Genomic DNA, 20892 nt, shown 5'->3' with positions numbered 1-20892 from the left:
AGATTGGGCGTGTCCGATCCCCGCCGCTGGCAGCGTGCCGATTGGCTCAGTGACCTCGTGCCGCATCTGGCGTTCGGGGTGATCAAGTCCCTCACCTACAGAGTCCCATCGTCAGCATTTGGGCGGGATGGAAATCGCGTACAGCGCAGGCGAAGTCGCGAGTCTTCTCTCGGCCGACCTCGTAGTAGTCCGCGGCGGTGTATCGACGGCCGACAGTGGGGTGCGGGTGCATGGCGTGGGCTCCTCGGGTCAACGGTATGCCGCGCGGTGAAGACCCGCTGCCCGTGCGCGGCCGACGACTGCTCCGAACCGCGCACCATCGACCAGGGTCGGTCGACGGGTTAGGTGGCTTCTGCTGACAGGATGGGAACGTGCTCGCGCAGAACACTCTGACCTCGATCCGGACGAAGGTGCCCTCGACGTATGCACTGGTCGCGCTGATCGCCCTCGGGCTGGTCATGCAGGCGCCGCTGGTTCGCGCGGTCGGTGCGTCGGCACGATTGCAGACCGCGGTGACGATATTCTCGGGCGTCTTCGTGCAGGCAGTGCCCTTCCTGGTCCTGGGGGTACTGGTCAGTGGCGGCATCGCGGCGTTCGTCTCCCCTGCTGTGCTGCGAAAAGTACTGCCGCGCAACGAGTCCGCAGCGATCGGTGTAGCCGGGCTGGCGGGTATGGCGTTGCCGGGATGTGAGTGCGGTGTCGTGCCGGTGGCGCGGCGGTTGACCGATCAGGGGGCGCCGGGCTCGGTGGCGCTGGCTTTCATGCTGTCCGCGCCCGCGATCAACCCGGTCGTCCTGATCTCCACCGCAGTGGCGTTTCCAGGCGAGCCAGGGATGGTCGCGGCGCGGTTCACCGGTTCGCTGGCCACCGCGGTCGCGATGGGCTTCATCTGGTCGAAGTTCGGGCGTCCGGCGTGGCTGTTGCCGAAGGCCGGGCATGGCCACTGCGTGGTCGGCCGCACCCGCTGGGAGGTCTTCACCGAGGCCGCGCGCCACGATCTATTGCAGGCCAGCGCGTTTCTCGTACTCGGCGCGGTGGCTGCCGCCGCACTTCATGTGCTGGTTCCGCCCTCCTGGTACGAACATCTGGCCGGCCAGATGGTGATAGCCATCGTCGTTCTGGCGGTCTTGGCGATCGTGCTCGCGCTGTGCTCGGAGGCCGACGCGTTCGTCGCGGCGAGCATGTCGGCGCTGCCGCTGCTGCCGCGGCTGGTGTTCCTGGTGGTCGGGCCCGCAGTCGATGTGAAACTGTTCGCCATGCAGGCCGGTACATTCGGACGAGCGTTCGCAATGCGGTTCGCGCCGTTGACGTTCGTGGTGGCCGTGGTGTGCGGCGCCCTCGCCGGATACGTCTTTCTCGGAGGTGCCCGATGAGACGGGAGACCCAGAATCTGCTGTTGCTGCTGATCGGCGGCGCGGTCACGTGGATCGCGCTCGATGGCTCCTACCTGCGCTACGTGAAACCCGGCCTCTTTCCGTTTCTGCTGATCAGCGGCGCAGGTTTCGTCCTGCTGGGACTGATCGCGATCGTGCGCGACATCCGGCGCGGCGCGGCCACCCCGAACGACGAGCACGACCATGCGCACGGCACCGGCCGGGCCCAGTGGTTACTACTGCTTCCGGCCGCCGCGCTGCTGCTGATCGCCCCGCCCGCGCTGGGCGCCGACGCCGCCGTGACGAGCCCTCGGGTACAGGTCGTGCCCCGCGATTCGCCCTCGGCGCAACCGGAGCGATGGCCGTTTCCGCCACTGCCGACGGATCCCGCACCGACTTTGCGGGTTGTCGATCTGGTGGATCGGGCGCTGTTCGACTCGAACCGCTCCCTGGACGGCCGGGAGGTGACCATCAGCGGATTCGCCATGCGGCCAGTGGGTCTCGGTCCACAGCATCCCGACACCACCGACACAGATCTCGCGCGTGTGGTCATCACCTGCTGCGTCGCTGATGCCCGCTATGTACTCGTGCACCTTACGGGCATGACGGAAGTGATCGAGGACGACACGTGGCTCGAGGTCCGCGGCATCGTCGAACCGGACAGCGCCCAGCATGACCCCGACCACACACCAACCCTCCGCGTCACCGACTATCAGCGGATCCCGGCTCCGGAACACACATACGAACGCAGCCGCTAGGATTCCGCCGTCGCGGCGGCGAGATAGGCGGGAGACTCGTCCTGTACGCCGGTTCCCGATACGACGGGCTCGGATTCTGTTACGGCAGAAACGGCTCGGCGCGAGCGTAGTCGAGCCTCTGTGCGCCCTCCCGATCCATCCGACGATCGAACTGCGGCAGATCCTCACGGCCTCCCACCGGACGGGCCGCGACGATTGGCAGCCGATCCCGAAGTGACGACTGCGATTCGGGCTCCGGACCGGCTGAAAACGGCGCTGTTGACCCCCGGTTCAACTGGGTGAACCGCCGACCCGAGGCGCGCCGGTTCGATACAGACAGATGGCTCGAAACACTCTGCAACTGGCCGTAATTCGCTGACGCGAGAGGCTCGTAGCACCGCCCGGATTCCGGGCTTGCCGGGCGCCGCTGTACATTGTCGTCGCCCATTTCGAATATGACTTTCGTTACCCATAGAGAGGAAGTGTGGCGGTGAAGATCGCCTTCGTCGGAAAAGGTGGCAGCGGCAAGACAACTCTGTCCTCGTTGTTCATCCGACATCTCGTCGAGCAGGGTGCGCCGACCCTGGCGATCGATGCCGACATCAACCAGCACTTGGCCGCGGCTCTTGGCGTCAGCGAGGAGGAATCGGTGACGCTGCCGACCCTCGCCGAGCACCTGCCGTTGATCAAGGACTACCTGCGTGGCACGAATCCGCGAATTCCCTCGGCCGAGGCGATGATCAAGACCACGCCGCCGGGAACCGGGTCACGGCTGCTCGGTGTCGTGGAGGACAACCCGATCTACGCCGCCTGCGTGCGGCAGGCCGGCGGGGCGCGGCTGATGGTGACCGGACCGTTCGCCGACGAGGACCTGGGGGTCGCGTGCTATCACTCCAAGGTCGGCGCCGCCGAGATGCTGCTCAACCATATGGTCGACGGCTCCGGCGAGTATGTGGTGGTCGACATGACGGCCGGCGCCGACTCGTTCGCGTCGGGATTGTTCACCCGCTTCGATCTGACCGCCCTGGTGTGTGAACCGACTTTGCGCAGCGTCGGCGTTTATCGCCAGTATCTGGGCTATGCCAAAGATTTCGGCATCCGTGTCGCCGTGATCGGCAACAAGGTCTGCGACGAGGAAGATCTCGCGTTCCTGCGCGAGCAGGTAGGAGATGATTTGCTGTGCTGGGTGGGCCGCTCGGCGCATGTGCGTGCCGCCGAGCGCGGTGATATCCGGCCGATCACCGACCTCGAGCCCGACAACCGCGACGCCCTGACCACACTCCGGTCGGCGCTCGATGCGGTCGACCGCGACTGGGCAACCTACCAGCGCCAAGCCGTCGAATTCCATGTGCGCAACGCCGAGGCATGGGCGGGCAAGGACCTCGTGGCGCAAGTCGATCCGGGCTTCATGCTGCGACCCGAAGTGCAGCTCGAACAGCTCAGCGCAGGGGCGATCCGCTAAGACCGGGCCGGCGGGGCACGTCCGATCGCGACGACGATCGCCCCGCAGGGAGATACGAGCAACGAAACGGGGCCGGGTGTCCGCATGCACCCGGCCCCTGCGTGCTCGGGAGCCACGCCCCAAGGGTTTGACCTTGACCCTGCGTCAGGGTTGGAGGATTTGTCGCATGACAAAAGACACCACGTCCTCGGCTCGGCTCGCGCCGCCGGTCGGAGGGTTCCAGGAGATCGACGGCCGACGAATTTTCGTGCATCGGTCGGGCAGCGGCGGGCCGGCCGTTGTGTTCCTGCCGGGGGCCAGCGCGGTCGGTCTGGACTATTTCGGTGTCCAGCAACAGGTTTCGCAGTTCACCACCGCCGTGGTGTACGACCGCGGTGGCACGGGCTACAGCGATCCCCTCCCGTTGCCGCGCACCGCCGCCGCGGTCGCCACAGAACTCCACGAGCTGCTACGCGCCCAGAACATCGCCGCACCTTATGTTCTTGCGGCCCACTCGCTCGGCGGCTTCTACGCGCATAGGTTCACACAGCTGTACCCGCGAGAGGTGGCCGGGCTGGTCTGGTTGGACGGCCTGCACCGCGACTGGGACGACTTCATGCCGCCCGCGATGCATCTGGCCGCGGCCGAGCAGATGGCACCTGATCTGGAGCAGCTCGACCAGCTGCGCTCGGCCATGCGTGAGATGCGCACCGAGTTGCTCGCGGACTACCCGGAGCACGTCCGGGGGCCGTTGATCGATGCCAAGGCGAGTGACGAATGGATCAAGGTCGGCATCGCCGAGCGCAGCAAGTTGACCGAAGTGGCCACCGAACTGCGGGCCGGGCCGGACCTTCCTGATGTCCCGGTGGTCGCTCTCAGCGTGCTGGGCCCCGACCCCGCCCAGCAGGCGGAGACGCTGCAGCAGATGCATGATGGCAGGAGGCGAATGGACGCGGCCCTGCTCAGCGCCGTCTCGCACGGGGAACAACGCATCCTCTCCGACACCGTGCACCACCGGCTCTGCTTCGACCGCCCAGATGCCGTGGTGCAGGCGATCCGCGACGTCGTCGACCGGGCGGCTCGCCCGTAGGGGTGCCGGTGAGAATCGTGCCACCGGCCGCAAACAAGTCAGGATGACGTTGTGGCCGCCTGGGCGAGGCCTCTCGAGGCTGCGGTCGGGCAGTCTTCGAACCACCCCGACCGCGTCGCCCCCACCTTGCGGCTGGTGACACGATCCTTACGGGCACCCCTAGACTCGGCACGATCACTTACGAAGGCGAGGAGGACTGTGCTCACGATCAGTCAGCTCGCGGCGACCGCAGGCGTGACCGTGCGCACCGTTCGCCACTACCATCACGTCGGCCTGTTGCCCGAGCCCGAGCGCGATGCCTCCGGCTACCGCCGCTACAGCGCGCAAGCGGCGGTGGATCTCATCCGGATCAGAACACTCGCCGATGCCGGTGTTCCGCTGGCCCGTATCGACGCGCTGCTGCATGCGCAGCCGACCGAATTCTCCTCGGCCATCACCGACATCGACGCCGAATTGCGGCGCAAGATCGACCAGCTCACCGAAAACCGCCGTCGGATCGCCGAATTGGCCAGCGGCGAGCGGCTTGTCCTGCCTGCCGAAGTGGTCGCCATCCTGGACCGTATGCGCAGTCTCGGGGTCAGCGAATTGAGGATACGACTCGAGCGCGACTCGTGGATCCTGATGCAGGCACTGGATCCGCGGGCCATGCCGCGGCGGATCCGGGAAAAGAACGCCGGCTTCGACGACCCCGAGACGACGCGCCTGTATCTCGCCTGTGATCAATCAGTCGACTGGGATCCGCACGATCCACGCCTGGACCAGCTCATCGACGACCTGGACGCCTGGGAGATCGAACACGAACGAGACAGCAGCCGGCCGAGCTACCTGAAGCTGGTTTCTTCCCGGATCTCCGAGGCATCACCGGCATGGCAACGCATCCTCGACGCACTCGCCCACCGTGCCCGGCGGCGGCGCACCGCAGCTGAAGCCGACACCGTGGTCACGTCCGACAGCTGATGAACGCAGCGCGGAGGAGAAACCAGCCGATTCCGGCGCGGTGCTGAGATGCGGCAGAGCCAGCGACGGGCCTGCACGAGTACCGACCCCGGACGAGACTAGGTCGGAATGACGCCGAGTTGTCGCATTTGTGCGAAGACGTCGACGACACCCCAGATCTCAGCGATTCGGCCATCGGCGAAGCGGACGATGAAGATCTCGTTGTAAGTGACGGATTTGCCGGTTGGCGGCAGGCCCCTGTACTCGCCCTGATGGGTCCCGGTAACGGTGTTCCTGAAGACGACCTTGTCCCCCTCGGCAATCACATCCTCGACCGCGACGTGAATGTCAGGGAAGGCGCGCAGCAGCACCGCCCACACTTGCTCGAGTGCCTGCGCCCCCGTCGCATCCATCGGCACTGGCGCGTGGAACAGCAAGTCCGGCGCGACGACCTCGTCGATCGTCTTCGCGATGACCTCCGCGTCGCCGCTGTTGACGGCGTCATGAAGGCGGCTGAACGTCGCTATGTTGCTTGTTGCTCGAGCTGTCGACATATCGTTGCTCCTCGGTTCGACATGATATTCACTTCTCTGCGGCTTGCCGGCTTCCTACCGGCTGATCCGACGCGGTACCGCCACCGTGAGGAGTTTGTCCGGGTTGCGGATGGCGTAGAAGTTGGTGATCTTGCCCTCGCGGACCTCGATCAGGAAGACCCCTTCCAGATTGTCGTCGCCGTAGACAGCCATCGCGGGCGTGTTGTTGCAGTTGACCCTCTCGATCCGCAGGTTCGGCGTCTTCCTCGCCCGGTAGAACAGGTCAGCTCGGCGCGCAGCCGTTGCGCGAACTCGAAGTCAGCGATAGGGAAAGCGAACTCGGCCGCGCCGGGCACGGACGGTATCGCCGCTGTGCTGCCGACCGCGTAGATGACGTGGTCGTAGTCCAGCACGCGACCCGAGGCCAGCTGCACCATACGGGCGGCGGTGTCGATGCGCGTGGCGCTGTCGACAACCAACTCGATGCCCTCGCCGAGCAGCGTGCCGTAGTCGACTGTCGCATCGCCGGTTCCGCATACGAATTGGCGCAGCCGGATTCGATCGATGAACGTCGGGCGGGAGTTGACCAGCGTGATATCGACATCGGGGCGCATTCGCAGATGGTTGGCTGCGAGTGTTCCGGCATAACCACCGCCGATGACGACGACGACGACGACCTTATGGCGTGTGTTGTCCTCAGTCATGCCCTCAAGACACCGGGGGCCTCGGAAACATGACACGAATCGATGTGATGTACGCCACTCTGCCACTTTTGTCCGGCTGGACGGGTCGCCTGGTTTCCCCGCACAGCGGGAAGGCGGCGGGCTGGCGTTGATCGCCATTTGAACGACCTTCTTCCGCGAGGGGCACTGACCTGCTGGCGCCGGATCGCCTCCCGCCAACGGCCGCCGAGCGCGTCGTCGGCTCGGGTTGCGCCGTGTCGGGATCGAAGATTTGCTGCGAGATCGGCACCGCCGCATGTCGATACGCGGCACCGTCGTAGAAACAACCGAATTTGATCATCGGATCCGCATCCGGAGTAAAGATCAAATTGTGTTACCTCGGCACAATACGCCGTTAGCCCACTATTAACGGTGATCATTCCCACAATAAGAGAAGTGGCTTTGCCGATTTCTTTTTCTTAACGTTGCTGGTGCGCGCCGTGATGGTGTCGTTATCCAACTGTGGAAGGAAACTCCGTACATGTTCTCTCGCAAGATGCTTGTCGCCGCCGGCACCGTCTCCGCCGCCGCCCTGTTCTTCGGCCCGGCCGCGGTGGCCTCCGCCGATCCCGCCACCGGCTCCGCCGCCACCGGCTCCGCGGCCCTGGCCTCGGGTTCGGCCGGCGGCGGCTCGTCCACGGGCTCGGCCGGCTCGTCCTCCGGTTCCGCCATGCTCGACTCGGGCAGCTCGGCCCTCGACGGCGGCACCTCCGCCATCGTCAACATCATCGATGCGATCACCGGCGTCAGGGACCTGAACCAGCCCCAGCCGGCTGCCTGATTCAGTACCGGCAGATCACCGCTTCGTCCGTGTCGCCCCGCTACCCATCCTCCGGTGCGCGCAATTGCAGTGAATTTGCCATAAAGTAGACAGCCCCGATTTTGGACGGATCTGGGCACTGGGAGACCTTCCTGATCTCTCAGTTGGCGTGAAGGATTCGAAAGCGATCGGGTCCCGCCGGATCACGATCGACGACTTGGATGGGCGTCCGAGCCCATTGCCAAACGCTGATGCCTGGCGTTCGGGAGAACCGAATCTGCCCGCGGGCGCCTTCGACCGCAACGCGCGACCAGGCTTCGGCAATGCGCGCCCGATCCGCGCCGTGAGAACGCAGCACATCGGCGAGGACGGCAACCGTGTCGTAGCCCTCGAAGGCGACAAAGGAGGGCGCTTCGGCCAGCCGCGCGCGGAGGGCCGCCTCGACTCGTGCACCGAGTGAGCTGAGACGCTCGGGCAGGTAGCGCAAGAACGGGATCGCGGCGCTGTCGTCACCCAGCAACCTCGCCCATTCGGCGAACTCCGGTTGCCCGGCCGGAGCACCGATCATGATCTCGGCGAGACGCTGGTCACGACGGACGGACCTGACGATCGACACTGCCGGCTCCGGGTGGCCGACCAGAAGAACGAGGGCTGTCGCGCGCTTGTCCACGAGTTCGTCGCACACGGCTGTGGAGGCGAGCGCGCGCATGTCGAGTTCGATGACGGTGCCGCCGCGTGGAGCGAGGTGATCCCGCAGAATGCGGGACCCAGCTGCCCAGTAGACACTCGACTCGACTGCTACGGCGATTCGACTGTGGCCCGCGCCGAGGAGGAAGTCCGCGTAGATCTGCCAGCCGTGGGACTGCGGTGGGGCGAGGCGCGCGACCCATTTCGTGGGCCGTTCGGTGAGCGCGTCGAGAACCGCTGACGAGCAGAGGAACGGCAGGCCGAGGGCGTCGGCCCTGGCGGCAGCGGCGCGTGCGACGACGCTGTGGTACTCCCCCGCCAAGGCAGCCACGCCCAGGTGTGCCAATTCGTCTACGGCCGCCGCGGCCTTCTGTGGATCAGCCGCGGTATCTCGGACCACCAGCTCGAGTGGTCTTCCGGCGATCCCGCCGGCCTCATTGACTTCGCGAACGGCCAGCTCGAGTCCAGCGAGCAAGTGCCGGCCTGCCTCGACCCAGCCAGGCCGGGTCAGCGGAACGAGAGCGCCGATCCGGATGGATGATCCGTCAGTCCGCTCCGCGTTCGTCTCATCTCGCCATGGCGGGCGTCCCTGGGTGACCATGCCGGACATTGCATCCGCCACCATCGCCAATAGGCAACCGATTATCTGTTCGCTGTCAGCACACCGACATCGTGCGTGGCGTGCTGTGCTCGGGTTGCCCTGGCGGCGATGGTGGCGGATGACCTGGACGCCTGAGGTCGGCGTGCGGTTCGCAGCTCACCGCGCCGACCCACCCGCCGCCTGCCTCGGATAGGCCTCCGGAGGTGCCGTGTCCGGAGCGTTACTGCTGCAGGACGGACAGGACGTTGCCCGCGGGGTCGGTGAACCAGGCGATCAGGGGGCCGCCTCCGCGGTGGATGCCTTTCTCGTCCTGCTCGGCGAATTCGTAGCGTTCGAAGCGCACGTTGCGGCGGATGAGTTCGTCGACAGCCGCCTCGATGTCGGAGACCGGGAAGTTCAATACGGTGAACGTCGCGGGTGTGTGGTCCGGTTTCGGGTACACCAGCACCGTGCCCCCACCGCCGAGGTGCAGCTGGAGCATCCCGTTCTCCTCGGCGACCCGTATCCCCAGCGTCTCGGCGTAGAACGTCTTGGCCGCCTCGATGTCGTCTACCGAGAATCCACTGAACGCGTTGCTGTCGGTGAGCATCACTAGCCCCTCTCGGTCATCGCAGCCCGATGCTGCGGGCTCAGCTGAATGAGTTGAACATAGTTGCCATCAGGGTCGATCGCGGTGGCGAACAGGCTGCCGTCTCGATCGTCGAGCTCGGCCAGCCATCGTCCACCGAGGTCATCGATGCGAGCGGCTATCGCCCGGGCGTCGTCCACATCGACGTTCAGGATCATTCGGCCCGGTTCGGGGTTCGCCGCCCCGACGTCGTCGCGGCTGTCGATCATCACGTAGAAACCGCCGAAGTCCAGCACATCGTAGCCGGGCTCGCCGGGCGTACGGTCGACCTTCGGCGCGAAGACCGCCGCATACCAATCACGCAGACGGGCCGGATCGGTGCTGGACAACAACAGACTGCCGATTGTGGGTGTAGTCATACTCGGTAAGACGACACGGGGCCGACGAACTCATCGGTGCGGCGCATCCCCGACAGAGGTCGGTCCGGCTGGCACGGCTGCTCGAGACCTGGCTTCCTCATGGTCCGGGCGCAACCAGTCCCGAACGGCCACCGTCCATCGGTTTCGTTCCGCGAAATTCCGTTCCGGGGCAGAGGATTCCGGTTCGGTCGAAGCAGCGCAGAGCCGTGGTCCACACTCATTTGGCACCGCGCCCGACCCGGCTGCGTGCGCGCCACCTGTTCGCGATTTTGGGAGACGACATGACCGAAGCCGTGATCCAACTGCCCACCGCTGGAGAATCCATCTTCGACACCTATGAGCGCATCCGCCAACGGGGCCAGGTGGTCCCGATCGAGTTGCCCGGCGCGGTCGCGGCCTGGCTCGCGGTCGGTCACCAGGCCGTGCGCGAAGTCCTTGCCGGCGACGGCACACTGTTCAGCAAGAACGCCCGCAACTGCCCCGCGTTGCACGACGGAACCATCCCGGCGGACTGGCCCCTACGTGCGTTGACCGATATCGATCACATGCTCAACAAGGACGGGGACGATCACCGCCGGTTGCGCAGAACGATCGGCCAAGCGTTCACCCCCGGCCGGGTGGCCGCGCTGGAACCGCGAATTCGGCAGATCACCGGCGAACTCCTCGACGACCTCCGCGATCGCGATACCGAAGTCGATCTGGTTTCCCACTTCACGACACCCCTACCGGTACGCGTGATCTGCGAACTGTTCGGGGTGCCTGCGGCCGAACGAGCACAGATCCGGCGCTGGACCACGACGGTCGTGTCACACACCAGCACAGGCGACGAAACGAAGACCGCGGTGGAGGAAATGCTGGTCTACCTCACCGAACTGCTCGACCGCAAGCGGCGCGCTCCCGGTGATGACCTGACCTCGGCCCTGCTGCGGGCCAACGCCGAAAACCGTTTGGGCGACGAGGAACTGGTGCAAACGTTGTGGCTGCTCATCATCGCCGGACACGAGACGACAGTGCACCTGCTGGGCACCGCGGTCATCGCGTTGTGCACCCATCCCGAGCAACTCGCCAAGGCCCGTGCCGAGGACCGGTGGACGGATGTGGTGGAGGAGGCACTGCGTTTCCGTTCGTCAGCCTGCGTGATGTTCAACCGCTACGCGCTGCGGGATGTCAGCATCGCCGGGGTCGACATCCCCGCCGGCGCCATCGTCGGATGGTTCGCCGGGGTCGGACGGGATTTACGACGGTATCCCGACGCCGATGTCTTCGACATCGAGCACGATCACCACGACCAACTGGCGTTCGGTCACGGACCGCACTTCTGCCTCGGCGCACCGCTGGCTCGGCTCGAAACCCGGATCGCGTTGTCCGCGCTGTTCGACGCGTTCCCTCGCCTGAGCCTGGCGTGTGACCCCGCCCTGATCCCGCACAGCCCGCAGTTCATCACCAGCGGACCCCTCACTCTTCCCGTACTGCTCGGATCCCCCGCGAACTGACCCAGCGCACACCCATCCCCTCACCTTTTCTCGCGCCCTGACGCGGGCCACAATCGCCAGGGCCCGGTATGACCCGCTCCCTTGCCGTCCGCATGATCCGGAGACGAGTCGCCGGGTGCTGGTGACGGGGGTCGGGCGGCCGCGGCGGCCGTATGTTCTACGGCTCTTCGTCCGCCCGGCGCTGTTCCGCCTCGGCCTGACGTTGCTGCTCCTGCCGCCGCGCTTCGCGCCGCTGTTGTTCTGCGCGCTCCCGCAATCCTCGCAGAAACTCCTCATCGGCAGCCGGATTCTGCGGCACGTAACGACCCGGGCGATCGTACTCCGGGTATCGGCTTGTCCCCGGCCGTCGGGGCACGCTCGGCGGTCGGCCCAGCACCAGCCACAGAATCGCTCCGATCGTGGGGACAAAGAGCACGATCACCAACCACAGGCCCTTGGGCAGCTGCCGGATCTCCGCTTCGGGTGCCATGATCACGTCGATCATGCAGTAGACCCACAGCATGAGGGTGATCAAACCCACTACGGCGTATGGCATTTGGATCGTTCTCCTCGCGTTCCCCACCCGATATCAACCCGTCATTGTCGAGCTCGGACGCCCGATTCGCAAGCCGCACGATTTCGATCGCACATCACGCGCAACGCACAGTCGGCCACGGAGGCCGATAAGTTGTCGTCGGCTCCCGCAGCCCCCGAGCGGCGGGCGCCTACCCGATATCGACTACTCGTGCCCATGCGGGCGGCGCGTCCGGAACGTAATCGGGATCGTGTTCGCGCCAGGAAGCGGCGTGCTGCCGACGGAACAGGCCCACCACTGTCCGGCACGGTGGCCGTCTGGTCGGCCAGGGTGTCTGGCCATCGGTCAGAATCACGAGGACATCGGGGCCGGGTTGGGCTCGCAGCGCCTTGGCGATGCCCGTACGCAAGTCCGTGCCCCCGCCGCCCACCAGCGGTATTCGCTCGGCTCGACACAGCGGGTGCACGATCCTCGCCGCCGCGTCGCACGGTAGCACGGTGACCAGGTCGCGGCGGCCGCCCACGGCGCGGGAGATGGCGGCCACTTCGAGGAGCGCGCTGCCCAGTTCGGTGTCACTGACCGATCCCGAGGTGTCGATGAGCACCGAGACCCGAGGGGGCGTTCGCCGCAGACTCGGCAGCACCACGCCGGGCACTCCAGCCGAGCGCCGGGCCGGCCGACGATAGGTGTAGTCCTCGCCCGCACCGGCGCCGGAGACCGCCGAGCGCATGGCCGCTCCCAGCAGCTCGCGCCATGGCTGCGGCGGGTGGAACGCCTCTTCCGCCCAGCGCTGCCACCCTTTGGACGCGTTGCCCGGACGGCCGATGATGCCCTGCGCCACCCGGAACCGGACGGCGTCTCTTTCCTGTTCGCTGAGGCCGTCGGCACCGTCCGCTCCCAGTTCCCACTCACGTTCCAATCCGTCGGCGCCGCTGCCACAGTCGAGCCAGGCTATGCCCTGTGTATTCGGTCCGAGCCGGAACTCACGCAGGTAGTCCTCCATCAGCTCCCCTTCGGGCAGCCCCAAGGACGCGGGCGTGACAGCGTCCTCGGGCTGAGCCAGCCCGTCACCGAATGCGTCGTCGTTGATTTCGCAGTCTGCGGCGATGTTCATACGCAGTCGTTCCGCCGGGCCGGTCAGGTCGTGTTGCCGGGCGAATCGGTCGCTGCGAGCGTGATGGTCGCGCAGCAGATGCGACACCTCGTGCACCCACACTCCGGCCAGGTCCTCCACCGAAGTCCGGTCCACGAACACCGGCGAAACGTAGCACCGCCAGTGCCGGTCGACGCCCATCGTCGGTACTCGGCGCGACTCGACCACGCACAGGGCGAACAGGGCGGTCGCCAGATAGGGCCGGACCCTGGCGGCGTGCAATCGGGCGGCGAAGAGCTTGTCGCGGTCCAGCGTCCGCGGTGCGGTCGCGGTCATCGGCCTGCCTTCGCGGCGACACGGTCGGCTGCCTGATCCGCTTCCTGGGACACCGATACCACTCCGGCGAGTTCCTCGATCGCCGCAGGCACGTCCCAGTGGTCTCGGCGCAGCGTGGCGAGAGTGGTTGCGGGAACGACGATCAGATCCGGGGCTCCGGTTTCCAAAGCCTTCACCAAAAGCGCCCATGCCGCATCCCAGCGGGATTTTTCCGGGCGTTTACGGACCGCCGCCACAACACCGTCGAGCACGGCCTGGCGCAGATCCCCTCGCTCGGGCAAGGCAGCGCCCGCCGGATCGGCGAGCAGCGCCTCCGGGTCCGGGAGGTCCATCCGGTCCAGGCCGGCCAGCAGTTCGAAGCCCGGCCCATCGCCCACCGTGCCCCGGACCAGCAGGGAAAGCACCTCGCGAGATGAGCCGGCCGCGGTGGCGAAGGCGATCAGCCACAGTGTCATCTCCCAGCTTCGAGGCGACGGCCAGGGACCGCCCCGGCGCGTTTCAGCGCTGGGGAGTTGGTGCACGAGAGCGGGACGGGCCGCGAGGAGCACACACACCGCGCGGCGTGCGAAAGCCACCGCCTCGCTCAATTTCTCCGGAGCCAGCCGCGGCAGGGTCGCATGGGGCCAGGTCCCGCCGAGGCCGCGAACGACGACGTCGTGATCGTGGGTCCATTGCAGGTGCACGAATCGGTTGGCCAGCGGCGGGCTCAGCTCCCAGCCATCGGCCGCCGAAGATCGCGGGTTGGCCGCGGCCACGATCCGGACACCGCGCGGCAGTTGGATGTTGCCGATCCGCCGCTCCAGCACCAGACGGAGCAGGGCGGCTTGCACAGCGGGCGGCGCGGTGGACAGCTCGTCCAGGAACAGCAGTCCGCGGCCGGCCCGGACGAGTCGTACGGCCCAGTCCGGCGGAGCCATCGGGACGCCGTTCTGGGCGGGATCGTCTCCGATGATGGGCAGGCCCGAGAAGTCCGACGGCTCATGCACACTCGCGATTACCGTGGTCAGCGGTAGGTCCAGGTCGGCGGCGAGCTGGGTCAGGGCCGCGGTCTTCCCGATCCCCGGTTCACCCCACAGGAGAACCGGTAGGTCGGCGGCCACGGCCAGTGCCAGGGCTTCGAGTTGGGTGTCGGGGCGGGGTTCGGTGGTTACCTCGCGCAGCAGAGTCAGCAACTCGTCGGCGACGTCGAGCTGGGAGGGGTGGGCCGGATCGGCGGATGTGCGGACAGCAGCAAGCATGTGTGATCACCTCGGGGGTCGAGTGGATGTGGGACGAAATCGCCGAGTCAGTGCGACGTCGCGTGGCGCGGGTGCGCGCGTCGGTCGCGTGGACGGCGAACCGGGGGAATGCGGCCGATTCCGGGTTCGGACAGGCCTGCTCTGAACAGTCCATAGGTGATTCGCCGTTGCGCGGACGTTTCGAGTTCGTCGCGCAGAGCACCGTCGCGCAGTGATGCGTCGGTACCGAGCAGTCCCGCTACGATGGCCAGCGCGCCGGCGGTGTCGCCATGGTCCAAACGCTCCCGGACGCCAACAAGACAGTCCGGACGCCGGTGCGCCTCGTCAATAGCCCGCAGGCAAGGCAGCGGAGTGCCGGTCAGGGCGACCAGCAGTTCCTCCCGCCGGATCTCGGCCCGGTCGTGGTCCAGCGCGGACAAGACCCCGTTGACCAGTCCGATCCGGTGCTGTTCTCCCCTGCACTGCACGACGCGCGGTTGACCTGCCCGGTCCGGGAGGCGGGATGCCTCGGTCGGCGAGCAGTCGGGTACCAGTGCCGAGGCGACCAGCGGATGCAGCCGATCGGCCGCTATCGCGCCGGTGCGGATCAGTTCCAGATCAGGCAGCACCCAGGTCGCCGCGTCGGGCAGGACCGGCAGCGCGGAGACGCCGCCGGCCGGGTATCCCGACGCGATCCGCACCACGGGCGGTCCGGCGCCGTCGGCATCCACGTCCAGGATCAACCGTTGCCGGGCCCCGAACCGCACGACAAAAGTATTGCTACGCCGCCCCTCGGCGTGGCGGAGAATTTCCGCCTCCGCCGCCCATCGGTCAACGGCGCAGCGGTGGACTTGCGGCACCGTGGCGAGCAGCTCGGAGTCCGGCATCGGGCGGTCGTCTCCGGGCCGCTGCGCCCCGGACCGCGTCCCCAGCTCATCGATCCTCCGCGCGTCCCACAGGTGGCGATGGAGATCCAGGCGGAAACGCCGGTTGGGACGAGGATGCGGATGGAAGCTGGTTCCGGGCCCGGTGGCGGATCCGTCCCACAGCGCGAGACTGATCCGCTGACCGGCATCCGCCCAAGCCGGCGCGGTTCGAACGACGAGCTGTATGGGATGCGCGCCGCCGCGCTGGTCCGGTGCCACGTCGTACCGCGCCAAGGCGATGGTCAGACCTGGTCGCAACAACCCGTCCGGAGCAACCCTCGGCAGATGCCAGCGCAACAGGTCAGGAGCCAGATGGCGGAGATCGGACCGGATTCGAGCCGCGAGTTCGTGCCCGTGGCTACGCGCCACCGACCGCAAACTGAAATCGACATCGAAGCCTGCGGCGGCGCACGCGCCCGCCCAGTCGCCCACGCGACGGCGGGCGGTAGCGGTCTCGATCATGGTGGGCGGCACGGCGAACTCACGCACACGCAGCCAGAAGGAAAAACGGGAGTCGTCCCCATTCGCGATGTGAGTGAGCATCAGCACTCACCTTGCACGAATGGAACCCCCAATCTTTGAACAGAATGAGTCGTCATCGCGATGATCATAACGTCCCGCACCGACACCGGCCAGCCAAGGGAGCCCGGCGGTAGCTTCGCCGAGCCGCCCACTCGTTTCGAGCTACTGCTACTTACCCGCCCAGATATGTTGCCGCAGTTGATAATTGGTGGGTCCCTCGACCAAGCAGAAGCGATCCACAATCGAGCCCAAGGATCTTCTCCGAGTTGTTCGGGCGGTCGGTGGCCAGCAGCAGCTATTCGATGGAGGCCATGCCCAGGGTTCCCGGCGGTCGTGGCGGGAATCTGTGAGTTCGGCGTCCGGTGTCGACGGGTGTTTTCTGCCCAGAGCAGATCGCGTGGGGCGGACGAGCTGGTCCTCAGTAGATTTCCGAGAGTGGAAATCGTATCTGTATTGCCGCAGCTCGGGGCGCTACGGTTTGCCGAGGTGAACGACCTCAACGTCTACGTGTGGAACGACGGAGCGGAGGTGACGCTGATCGACAGCAGTCTGCCGGGGGCCGCCGCAGAGATCGAGCAAGGGCTGCGCGCCTTGGGTTTCGGCGCCGACCAGGTGCGGCGGGTGATACTCACCCATGCCCATGACGACCACATCGGCTCAGCAGCCGACCTCGCCGAATGGGGAGCCGAGATCTGGGCCCATCACGCCGATGCCGATATCGTGCGCGGCGAACGTCCACAGCCGGCGCCGGTGTTGCGCGATTGGGAACGTCCGATCGCCGAGGCTCTGGAACCGGGCACACCTCCGCGCCCGGCCCCGGTGCACCGCGAGCTACGCGGCGGCGAGGTGCTCGACTTCGGCGGCGGCGCCGAAATCCTCGCTGTCCCTGGACACACCGAAGGCAGTCTGGCGTTGCATCTGCCACATCACCGTGTGCTGTTCACCGGTGACACGCTGGCCAACCTTCGCGGTGTCACCATGCCGGGCGTGTTCAACCTCGACAGCACGGCCGTCGACGCAGCCGCGCATCGGTTGACCGCACTGGACGTCGATATCGTCTGCGTCGGCCACGGGGACGTACTGATGGGCGAGCCGCTGCGCGCGTGGCGCAGTCAGCGGTCGGCGCACTGACGCCGGTCGCGCCACGGCTGCGGCCAACACGAGTCCGTCCGCCCCCCGGACCCGTCAACCTGACGCCCGGCGTTGGGCGCCTATCTCGGCGGCGTGGCGGCTGGTGCCATGGTCTCGGTGAGACCACTGATCAGGATGTCGAGGCCGCGTTCGAGTTCGGCTCCGCCTTCGTAGGCGGCCAGATCCGAGGCGAGGCCGCGAAGTAAGGGAAATTCGCCGACCGGTAAGCGGTGCAGGCCGAGGCGCAGTACATCGTCGGTCTCCTCGGGGCGTTCGATGATTTCCTGGAGTTCGTTGAGGACGTGGCCATAGAGGAATCCGAACAGCGCGCGGTAGATGTGCAGGGCGTCGGTACTGCTGAAGTCGGCTCGGGTGAGCAGGTCGAGGGTGCGTTCCAATGGCCGCAGGATGCCGAACGGCCGCAGTCCGAGCGGGGTGGACAGCGGGTGGGTGACCAGCAGGGGAACCACGTTCGGGTGGGCTACGGCCAGTCGGCGGAAGTCGCGGGCGATGATGCGCAGTTGACGGCGCCAGTCCGGGTCGGTGGGGTCGACGGTGAGTTGTTCGAGCACGCTTTCGGCGACTCCGTCGAGGAGTGCGGCTTTGTTGGCCGCGTGCCGGTAGAGCACCATCGGGTCGCGGTCGAGCGCTTGGCCGAGGCGCCGCATCGACAGGCGCTCGACACTATCGCGATCGATGATCTCGAGGGCGGCCGCCAGCATCGCGGACCGGGTCAGCGGGTTGCCCGCGTGGTTCACGCGGGCGGCGCGGTCTGCCGAGGAATCTGCGGAACCGATCGGTCCGGCCTTGACACGGCTCATCGGATCAACGCCTCCTCTCGGTCGGAGCGCTGTCCTGTCATCGTTGTAAGTCTACACTGTAGACATACGATGTATCTAGGCCCTGAGCTGGGCAGACAACTGTTTCGCGCAGCGGCTGTTGCTACCAACCGCCTATCGAGCGTTCTGACGCGCGGTGCTCGACTACGCCGGTTCCGCCGGCGGCTGCGAACCGCGGGATGGAAGGTTCACGCCACGCCACCGGTTTTGGGCGGCGGCGGCTGATCAGGATCAGCCCTGTGCTGCGACTCACCTGCCTTCGAGGCCGGATCGACCTTATCCGCGCGCTCCCACTCCTTGTCCAGCTCGGTTCGCGAATCCGCCGCCACACCGCGATGCACGTGCGCCTGCTGGGCAAGTTGCTCGGCCTGCGCCGCCTTGGCCTCGGCTTCGGCCTTTGCCGCCCGGCTCTTGGCGGCGGTCTCCTTCGCCCGCGCCTCCTGCTGACCGACCTCGAATGCTTGTTCCGCCGCGCGGTCACGAATGCCTCGGGCTTCGGCCCGCTGGTGTTCGCGCCGTTTGCGCATCAACACCCATACGCCGGCCAAAAGCAGAACTACAACCGCGACGACGATCACGATCACAATGGTGGTGCTCATCTTTCGACTCCTCGCACTCTCCCCTCTTCACCCTAACGCCAGTCGACTACCCCTGAACTGGAAAAATGAACGGGTAAAGGCGGGGCTGCGCTGACAGCGCGGCACAGCCACACAACGGACACCCTTTGATAACCATTCAGGCGGGTCCCCCCCGGAGCCATTCACGGCCGCTGCGGCGCTCGTACATGCGCAAGAGCACCGAGCCGCCACCGTGGGACATCGGAAGGTCTCGGCCCGGGATGTCGTACTGGGTGCGGGCAAGGGTCCGGGGGCCTGGTTGAGCTGAAGGTGCCTCGTCGAGATCCCCTTTGCACCGGAGGCGGAACGTCGTGGTGGCGCATGAAGACTGACCGCGTGTGAGCCGATGCGGTCATCGCGAGGGAGCCGCACCCGATGTGCCCGATCGGTACCATCACAATTTCGGCGAGCTTGACGAATAGGGGGTCTCATGGTCACGACGGTGCGCCAAATCGTGTGGGATGTCGTAGGAAGCAAGGTTCCGGAAGAGCGGTGGCTACTGGAAAGTCTGGATTCCTTGGACGATGAGCAGGTGAGCCGATCGCTGCGCCGCGCCGGTGGGCGATGGCGGGGACCGGTACGTTTCGGGCTCGCCGATGTCGCGCCGTTCGTGCTGCCGCTGGTCTGGATGGTGGTCGAACAACTTTCCGACCATGCGACCGGAAAGGCCGTCGATGCCGCCACGAGCAGGATCGGCACTCGTGTGCGCGCCATGGTCGGCAGGCGGCGTGTGGCGGATCCCGTTGTGCCTCCGGTGGATTCGGAGACGCTGCGGCGCGTGCGGCACCAGGTCGTCGATGGCGCGGTCGCGCGGGGATTCGACAACGCCCGGGCCGAGGAACTGGCCGAGGAGGTCGTCGCCCGGCTCCGGGCGATCGAACCGGATATCGGACAGTGACCAGGAACGCCGACGGTGCGCGGCGGCATCGCGGCTTTCTGTCCTGGGGTACTCGCCGCCGTTGCGTACTGCTGCTGGCGGTGATCCCGGCATGGTCGCTCATACTGTCCAGCCGGATGCTGCTGGCCTTGAAGGGCGAAGCCGCGTACCGACGCTGTCTGGACGCGGCCGGATTCGATCCGGACGACCCATGGGACGTCGAGATGCTGCGACTCCCGGCCGGATTCGGCCGGTATTCTCATTGCCTTCCGGCAACCGTGTCCCAGGCGGTGCGGCCGGCGCTTTGGTGGACCGCTGCGGTGCTGATCGTGGCGTTGGTCATCTACTGGATCGGGCCGCTGTGGGCCCGGCGTACGACGCTCGGGACGGTGCCCGCCCAGCTTCGGGCCACGGTCGAGGACCTCGTCGAGATCGCCGGACTCACCTCGCGCCCACCGAAGTTCGCTGTCGCGATCTTCGATCGCAGCACGGATGCTGTCACCATCCGCCGTCGAGGCCGACCGACGATCTGCCTCGGCGCGGGTCTGGTCAAGGAGGAGTTGAGCAGGACGGGACAGAGCAGGCGGCAGCGGCAGCCCGATATTTTCCGGGCGGTGGTGCTGCATGAACTGGCCCACGTCCACAACCGAGACGTCCTGATCGGATACGGTGCGCGTGCACTGTGGCTGACGTTCGTCGTCGGTGTCGCCGTACCCGCCGCGGCAGTGCATCTCTGGTTGTCGACCGGCCTTGTCCCGGCGGGTAGCAATTCCCAGCCGAACGTTGCGGCGAACCCGTTGCGAGAGTTGGTTTTTCTAGGATCGCTGATCGTCACGGGCCATCTGATCTACGCGGGCCTGCAACGCACCCGCGAGCAGGTAGCCGATCACGATGCACGTGTATGGGGAGCCGACCCCGAGGTGTGGGCGGCGCTCGAGGGCGGCACCGATGCGCTGGCGGAGATCCGTCGCGCAGGCTGGTTGTCTCCCCTGCGCTGGACCGATGGAGTTCGCCGCCCGCTCGCTCTGATCGCCGGGGTCATGGGCTGGATCCTCACCCGGCTCGCCGAGAGCTGGCAGACGCATCCGATGAGCGCCCGGAGATGCCGATGGCTGGCGGAGTCCGGGTTCATCGATGACAATCACGGCAAGATCCTGCCCAGCTTCCTCGCCGTGGGCGCGTGCACGCTGACCGGGGGCGGGATGATTCGCGTCTGGCCCGGGATCGAAGGCGTCCCCCGCCTCATATTGATGATTCTCGTCGTGCTGACGCTCGCGATATTGTTTTCACTGAGCGACGGCATTTCCAAGGGAAAGACCCATCAGTGGAAACACTCCGCCGCCCATGACCGTCACGATTTCCCCGATCTGCCGAACCTCGCGGACCCCGGCAGGCTCGATATGCCCAGGCGGTACCGCGACGAGGACAACAGATGGTTGCTCTAGTTCTGTCTCTCGATC

General features: G+C 66.6%; 21 protein-coding genes and 1 pseudogene. 10 read left to right on the top strand and 12 right to left on the bottom strand.

Features of this window, described 5'->3' with window-relative positions; genetic code table 11:
* Positions 1-371: 371 nt before the first annotated feature.
* From ON19_RS36005 to ON19_RS35985, 5 genes are all read left to right on the top strand, one after another.
* Complete coding sequence (locus ON19_RS36005; RefSeq protein WP_051169668.1) at positions 372-1373, top strand: permease; 1002 nt, start codon at positions 372-374, stop codon at positions 1371-1373.
* Entirely contained in the window at positions 1370-2131 is a 762-nt protein-coding gene (locus ON19_RS36000; protein ID WP_043703381.1) for a TIGR03943 family putative permease subunit, read from the top strand. Before ON19_RS36005 ends, ON19_RS36000 begins: the two co-directional genes overlap by 4 nt.
* Positions 2132-2594: 463 nt before the next feature.
* Positions 2595-3572: an ATP-binding protein gene (locus ON19_RS35995; protein WP_227954767.1), complete on the top strand. Its 978-nt coding sequence runs from the start codon at positions 2595-2597 to the stop codon at positions 3570-3572.
* A gap of 166 nt (positions 3573-3738) precedes the next feature.
* On the top strand, positions 3739-4641 hold the full coding sequence (locus ON19_RS35990) for an alpha/beta fold hydrolase (protein ID WP_043703379.1): 903 nt from the start codon (positions 3739-3741) through the stop codon (positions 4639-4641).
* Positions 4642-4839: 198 nt separating this feature from the next.
* Positions 4840-5598 carry a MerR family transcriptional regulator gene (locus ON19_RS35985; protein ID WP_043703376.1) on the top strand — a complete coding sequence of 253 codons (759 nt, stop codon included), beginning with the start codon at positions 4840-4842 and terminating at the stop codon, positions 5596-5598.
* Between the two features lie 98 nt (positions 5599-5696).
* Here ON19_RS35985 and ON19_RS35980 read toward each other — a convergent pair whose 3' ends face one another.
* From ON19_RS35980 to ON19_RS35975, 3 genes and pseudogenes are all read right to left on the bottom strand, one after another.
* Complete coding sequence (locus ON19_RS35980) at positions 5697-6131, bottom strand: ester cyclase (RefSeq protein ID WP_043703374.1); 435 nt, start codon at positions 6129-6131, stop codon at positions 5697-5699.
* Positions 6132-6185: 54 nt separating this feature from the next.
* Positions 6186-6323, bottom strand: a complete 138-nt coding sequence (locus ON19_RS41170; RefSeq protein ID WP_174377767.1) for a hypothetical protein — start codon at positions 6321-6323, stop codon at positions 6186-6188.
* A 71-nt stretch (positions 6324-6394) separates the two neighbouring features.
* Positions 6395-6814, bottom strand: a pseudogene (locus ON19_RS35975) (FAD-dependent oxidoreductase); the annotation flags it as partial.
* A 499-nt stretch (positions 6815-7313) separates the two neighbouring features.
* Here ON19_RS35975 and ON19_RS35970 point away from each other — a divergent pair.
* Positions 7314-7613: a hypothetical protein gene (locus ON19_RS35970; protein ID WP_043703372.1), complete on the top strand. Its 300-nt coding sequence runs from the start codon at positions 7314-7316 to the stop codon at positions 7611-7613.
* Positions 7614-7752: 139 nt separating this feature from the next.
* Here the strand turns inward: ON19_RS35970 and ON19_RS35965 are convergent, their stop codons facing one another.
* From ON19_RS35965 to ON19_RS35955, 3 genes are all read right to left on the bottom strand, one after another.
* A complete protein-coding gene (locus ON19_RS35965; protein ID WP_227954766.1) occupies positions 7753-8904 on the bottom strand; it encodes an ABC transporter substrate-binding protein in 1152 nt (383 codons plus the stop codon).
* A gap of 196 nt (positions 8905-9100) precedes the next feature.
* Positions 9101-9469, bottom strand: a complete 369-nt coding sequence (locus tag ON19_RS35960) for a VOC family protein (protein WP_043703368.1) — start codon at positions 9467-9469, stop codon at positions 9101-9103.
* Positions 9470-9471: 2 nt separating this feature from the next.
* On the bottom strand, positions 9472-9867 hold the full coding sequence (locus ON19_RS35955; RefSeq protein ID WP_043703365.1) for a VOC family protein: 396 nt from the start codon (positions 9865-9867) through the stop codon (positions 9472-9474).
* Between the two features lie 281 nt (positions 9868-10148).
* Here ON19_RS35955 and ON19_RS35950 point away from each other — a divergent pair, with 281 nt between their 5' ends.
* A complete protein-coding gene (locus ON19_RS35950) occupies positions 10149-11360 on the top strand; it encodes a cytochrome P450 family protein (RefSeq protein WP_051169679.1) in 1212 nt (403 codons plus the stop codon).
* Between the two features lie 157 nt (positions 11361-11517).
* On the opposite strand, the gene ON19_RS35945 is transcribed toward ON19_RS35950, so the two are convergent.
* The 4 genes from ON19_RS35945 to ON19_RS35930 form a co-directional block, all read right to left on the bottom strand.
* The gene (locus ON19_RS35945; RefSeq protein WP_043703363.1) at positions 11518-11895 is read right to left on the bottom strand and encodes a PLDc N-terminal domain-containing protein; all 378 of its coding nucleotides are present in this window, start codon (positions 11893-11895) and stop codon (positions 11518-11520) included.
* Positions 11896-12064: 169 nt separating this feature from the next.
* Positions 12065-13303, bottom strand: coding sequence for a vWA domain-containing protein (locus ON19_RS35940; protein WP_043703361.1), 1239 nt, complete (start codon positions 13301-13303; stop codon positions 12065-12067).
* Complete coding sequence (locus ON19_RS35935) at positions 13300-14541, bottom strand: AAA family ATPase (protein WP_043703359.1); 1242 nt, start codon at positions 14539-14541, stop codon at positions 13300-13302. The genes ON19_RS35940 and ON19_RS35935 overlap by 4 nt, the downstream gene beginning before the upstream one ends.
* A 47-nt stretch (positions 14542-14588) precedes the next feature.
* A complete protein-coding gene (locus ON19_RS35930) occupies positions 14589-15989 on the bottom strand; it encodes a hypothetical protein (protein ID WP_043703356.1) in 1401 nt (466 codons plus the stop codon).
* A gap of 414 nt (positions 15990-16403) precedes the next feature.
* On the opposite strand from ON19_RS35930, the gene ON19_RS35925 reads away from it, so the two are divergent.
* A complete protein-coding gene (locus ON19_RS35925) occupies positions 16404-17099 on the top strand; it encodes an MBL fold metallo-hydrolase (RefSeq protein WP_043703353.1) in 696 nt (231 codons plus the stop codon).
* Positions 17100-17179: 80 nt separating this feature from the next.
* On the opposite strand, the gene ON19_RS35920 is transcribed toward ON19_RS35925, so the two are convergent.
* Together ON19_RS35920 and ON19_RS35915 are read right to left on the bottom strand one after the other, a co-directional pair.
* Entirely contained in the window at positions 17180-17920 is a 741-nt protein-coding gene (locus ON19_RS35920) for a TetR/AcrR family transcriptional regulator C-terminal domain-containing protein (RefSeq protein ID WP_051169666.1), read from the bottom strand.
* A 206-nt stretch (positions 17921-18126) separates the two neighbouring features.
* The gene (locus ON19_RS35915) at positions 18127-18537 is read right to left on the bottom strand and encodes a hypothetical protein (RefSeq protein ID WP_043703351.1); all 411 of its coding nucleotides are present in this window, start codon (positions 18535-18537) and stop codon (positions 18127-18129) included.
* Positions 18538-18985: 448 nt separating this feature from the next.
* Here ON19_RS35915 and ON19_RS35910 point away from each other — a divergent pair, with 448 nt between their 5' ends.
* On the top strand, positions 18986-19453 hold the full coding sequence (locus ON19_RS35910; RefSeq protein WP_051169665.1) for a hypothetical protein: 468 nt from the start codon (positions 18986-18988) through the stop codon (positions 19451-19453).
* Positions 19450-20877 carry a M48 family metalloprotease gene (locus ON19_RS39550; protein ID WP_051169664.1) on the top strand — a complete coding sequence of 476 codons (1428 nt, stop codon included), beginning with the start codon at positions 19450-19452 and terminating at the stop codon, positions 20875-20877. Before ON19_RS35910 ends, ON19_RS39550 begins: the two co-directional genes overlap by 4 nt.
* Positions 20878-20892 lie beyond the last annotated feature (15 nt).

The organism is Nocardia abscessus NBRC 100374, assembly GCF_000308455.1.
GTDB lineage: Bacteria > Actinomycetota > Actinomycetes > Mycobacteriales > Mycobacteriaceae > Nocardia > Nocardia abscessus.
Note: the sequence above shows the minus strand (reverse complement) of the source record. Positions and strands in the feature narration are given on the sequence as shown.

Coding starts and splice junctions, on each gene's coding strand:
- ON19_RS35915 (WP_043703351.1), bottom strand. CDS start 18,537: ATGAGCACCACCATTGTGATCGTGATCGTCGTCGCGGTTGTAGTTCTG.
- ON19_RS35935 (WP_043703359.1), bottom strand. CDS start 14,541: ATGCTTGCTGCTGTCCGCACATCCGCCGATCCGGCCCACCCCTCCCAG.
- ON19_RS35955 (WP_043703365.1), bottom strand. CDS start 9,867: ATGACTACACCCACAATCGGCAGTCTGTTGTTGTCCAGCACCGATCCG.
- ON19_RS35990 (WP_043703379.1), top strand. CDS start 3,739: ATGACAAAAGACACCACGTCCTCGGCTCGGCTCGCGCCGCCGGTCGGA.
- ON19_RS36000 (WP_043703381.1), top strand. CDS start 1,370: ATGAGACGGGAGACCCAGAATCTGCTGTTGCTGCTGATCGGCGGCGCG.
- ON19_RS35960 (WP_043703368.1), bottom strand. CDS start 9,469: ATGCTCACCGACAGCAACGCGTTCAGTGGATTCTCGGTAGACGACATC.
- ON19_RS35910 (WP_051169665.1), top strand. CDS start 18,986: ATGGTCACGACGGTGCGCCAAATCGTGTGGGATGTCGTAGGAAGCAAG.
- ON19_RS35940 (WP_043703361.1), bottom strand. CDS start 13,303: ATGACCGCGACCGCACCGCGGACGCTGGACCGCGACAAGCTCTTCGCC.
- ON19_RS41170 (WP_174377767.1), bottom strand. CDS start 6,323: ATGGCTGTCTACGGCGACGACAATCTGGAAGGGGTCTTCCTGATCGAG.
- ON19_RS35930 (WP_043703356.1), bottom strand. CDS start 15,989: ATGCTCACTCACATCGCGAATGGGGACGACTCCCGTTTTTCCTTCTGG.
- ON19_RS35970 (WP_043703372.1), top strand. CDS start 7,314: ATGTTCTCTCGCAAGATGCTTGTCGCCGCCGGCACCGTCTCCGCCGCC.
- ON19_RS35920 (WP_051169666.1), bottom strand. CDS start 17,920: ATGAGCCGTGTCAAGGCCGGACCGATCGGTTCCGCAGATTCCTCGGCA.
- ON19_RS35945 (WP_043703363.1), bottom strand. CDS start 11,895: ATGCCATACGCCGTAGTGGGTTTGATCACCCTCATGCTGTGGGTCTAC.
- ON19_RS35965 (WP_227954766.1), bottom strand. CDS start 8,904: ATGGTGGCGGATGCAATGTCCGGCATGGTCACCCAGGGACGCCCGCCA.
- ON19_RS35950 (WP_051169679.1), top strand. CDS start 10,149: ATGACCGAAGCCGTGATCCAACTGCCCACCGCTGGAGAATCCATCTTC.
- ON19_RS35980 (WP_043703374.1), bottom strand. CDS start 6,131: ATGTCGACAGCTCGAGCAACAAGCAACATAGCGACGTTCAGCCGCCTT.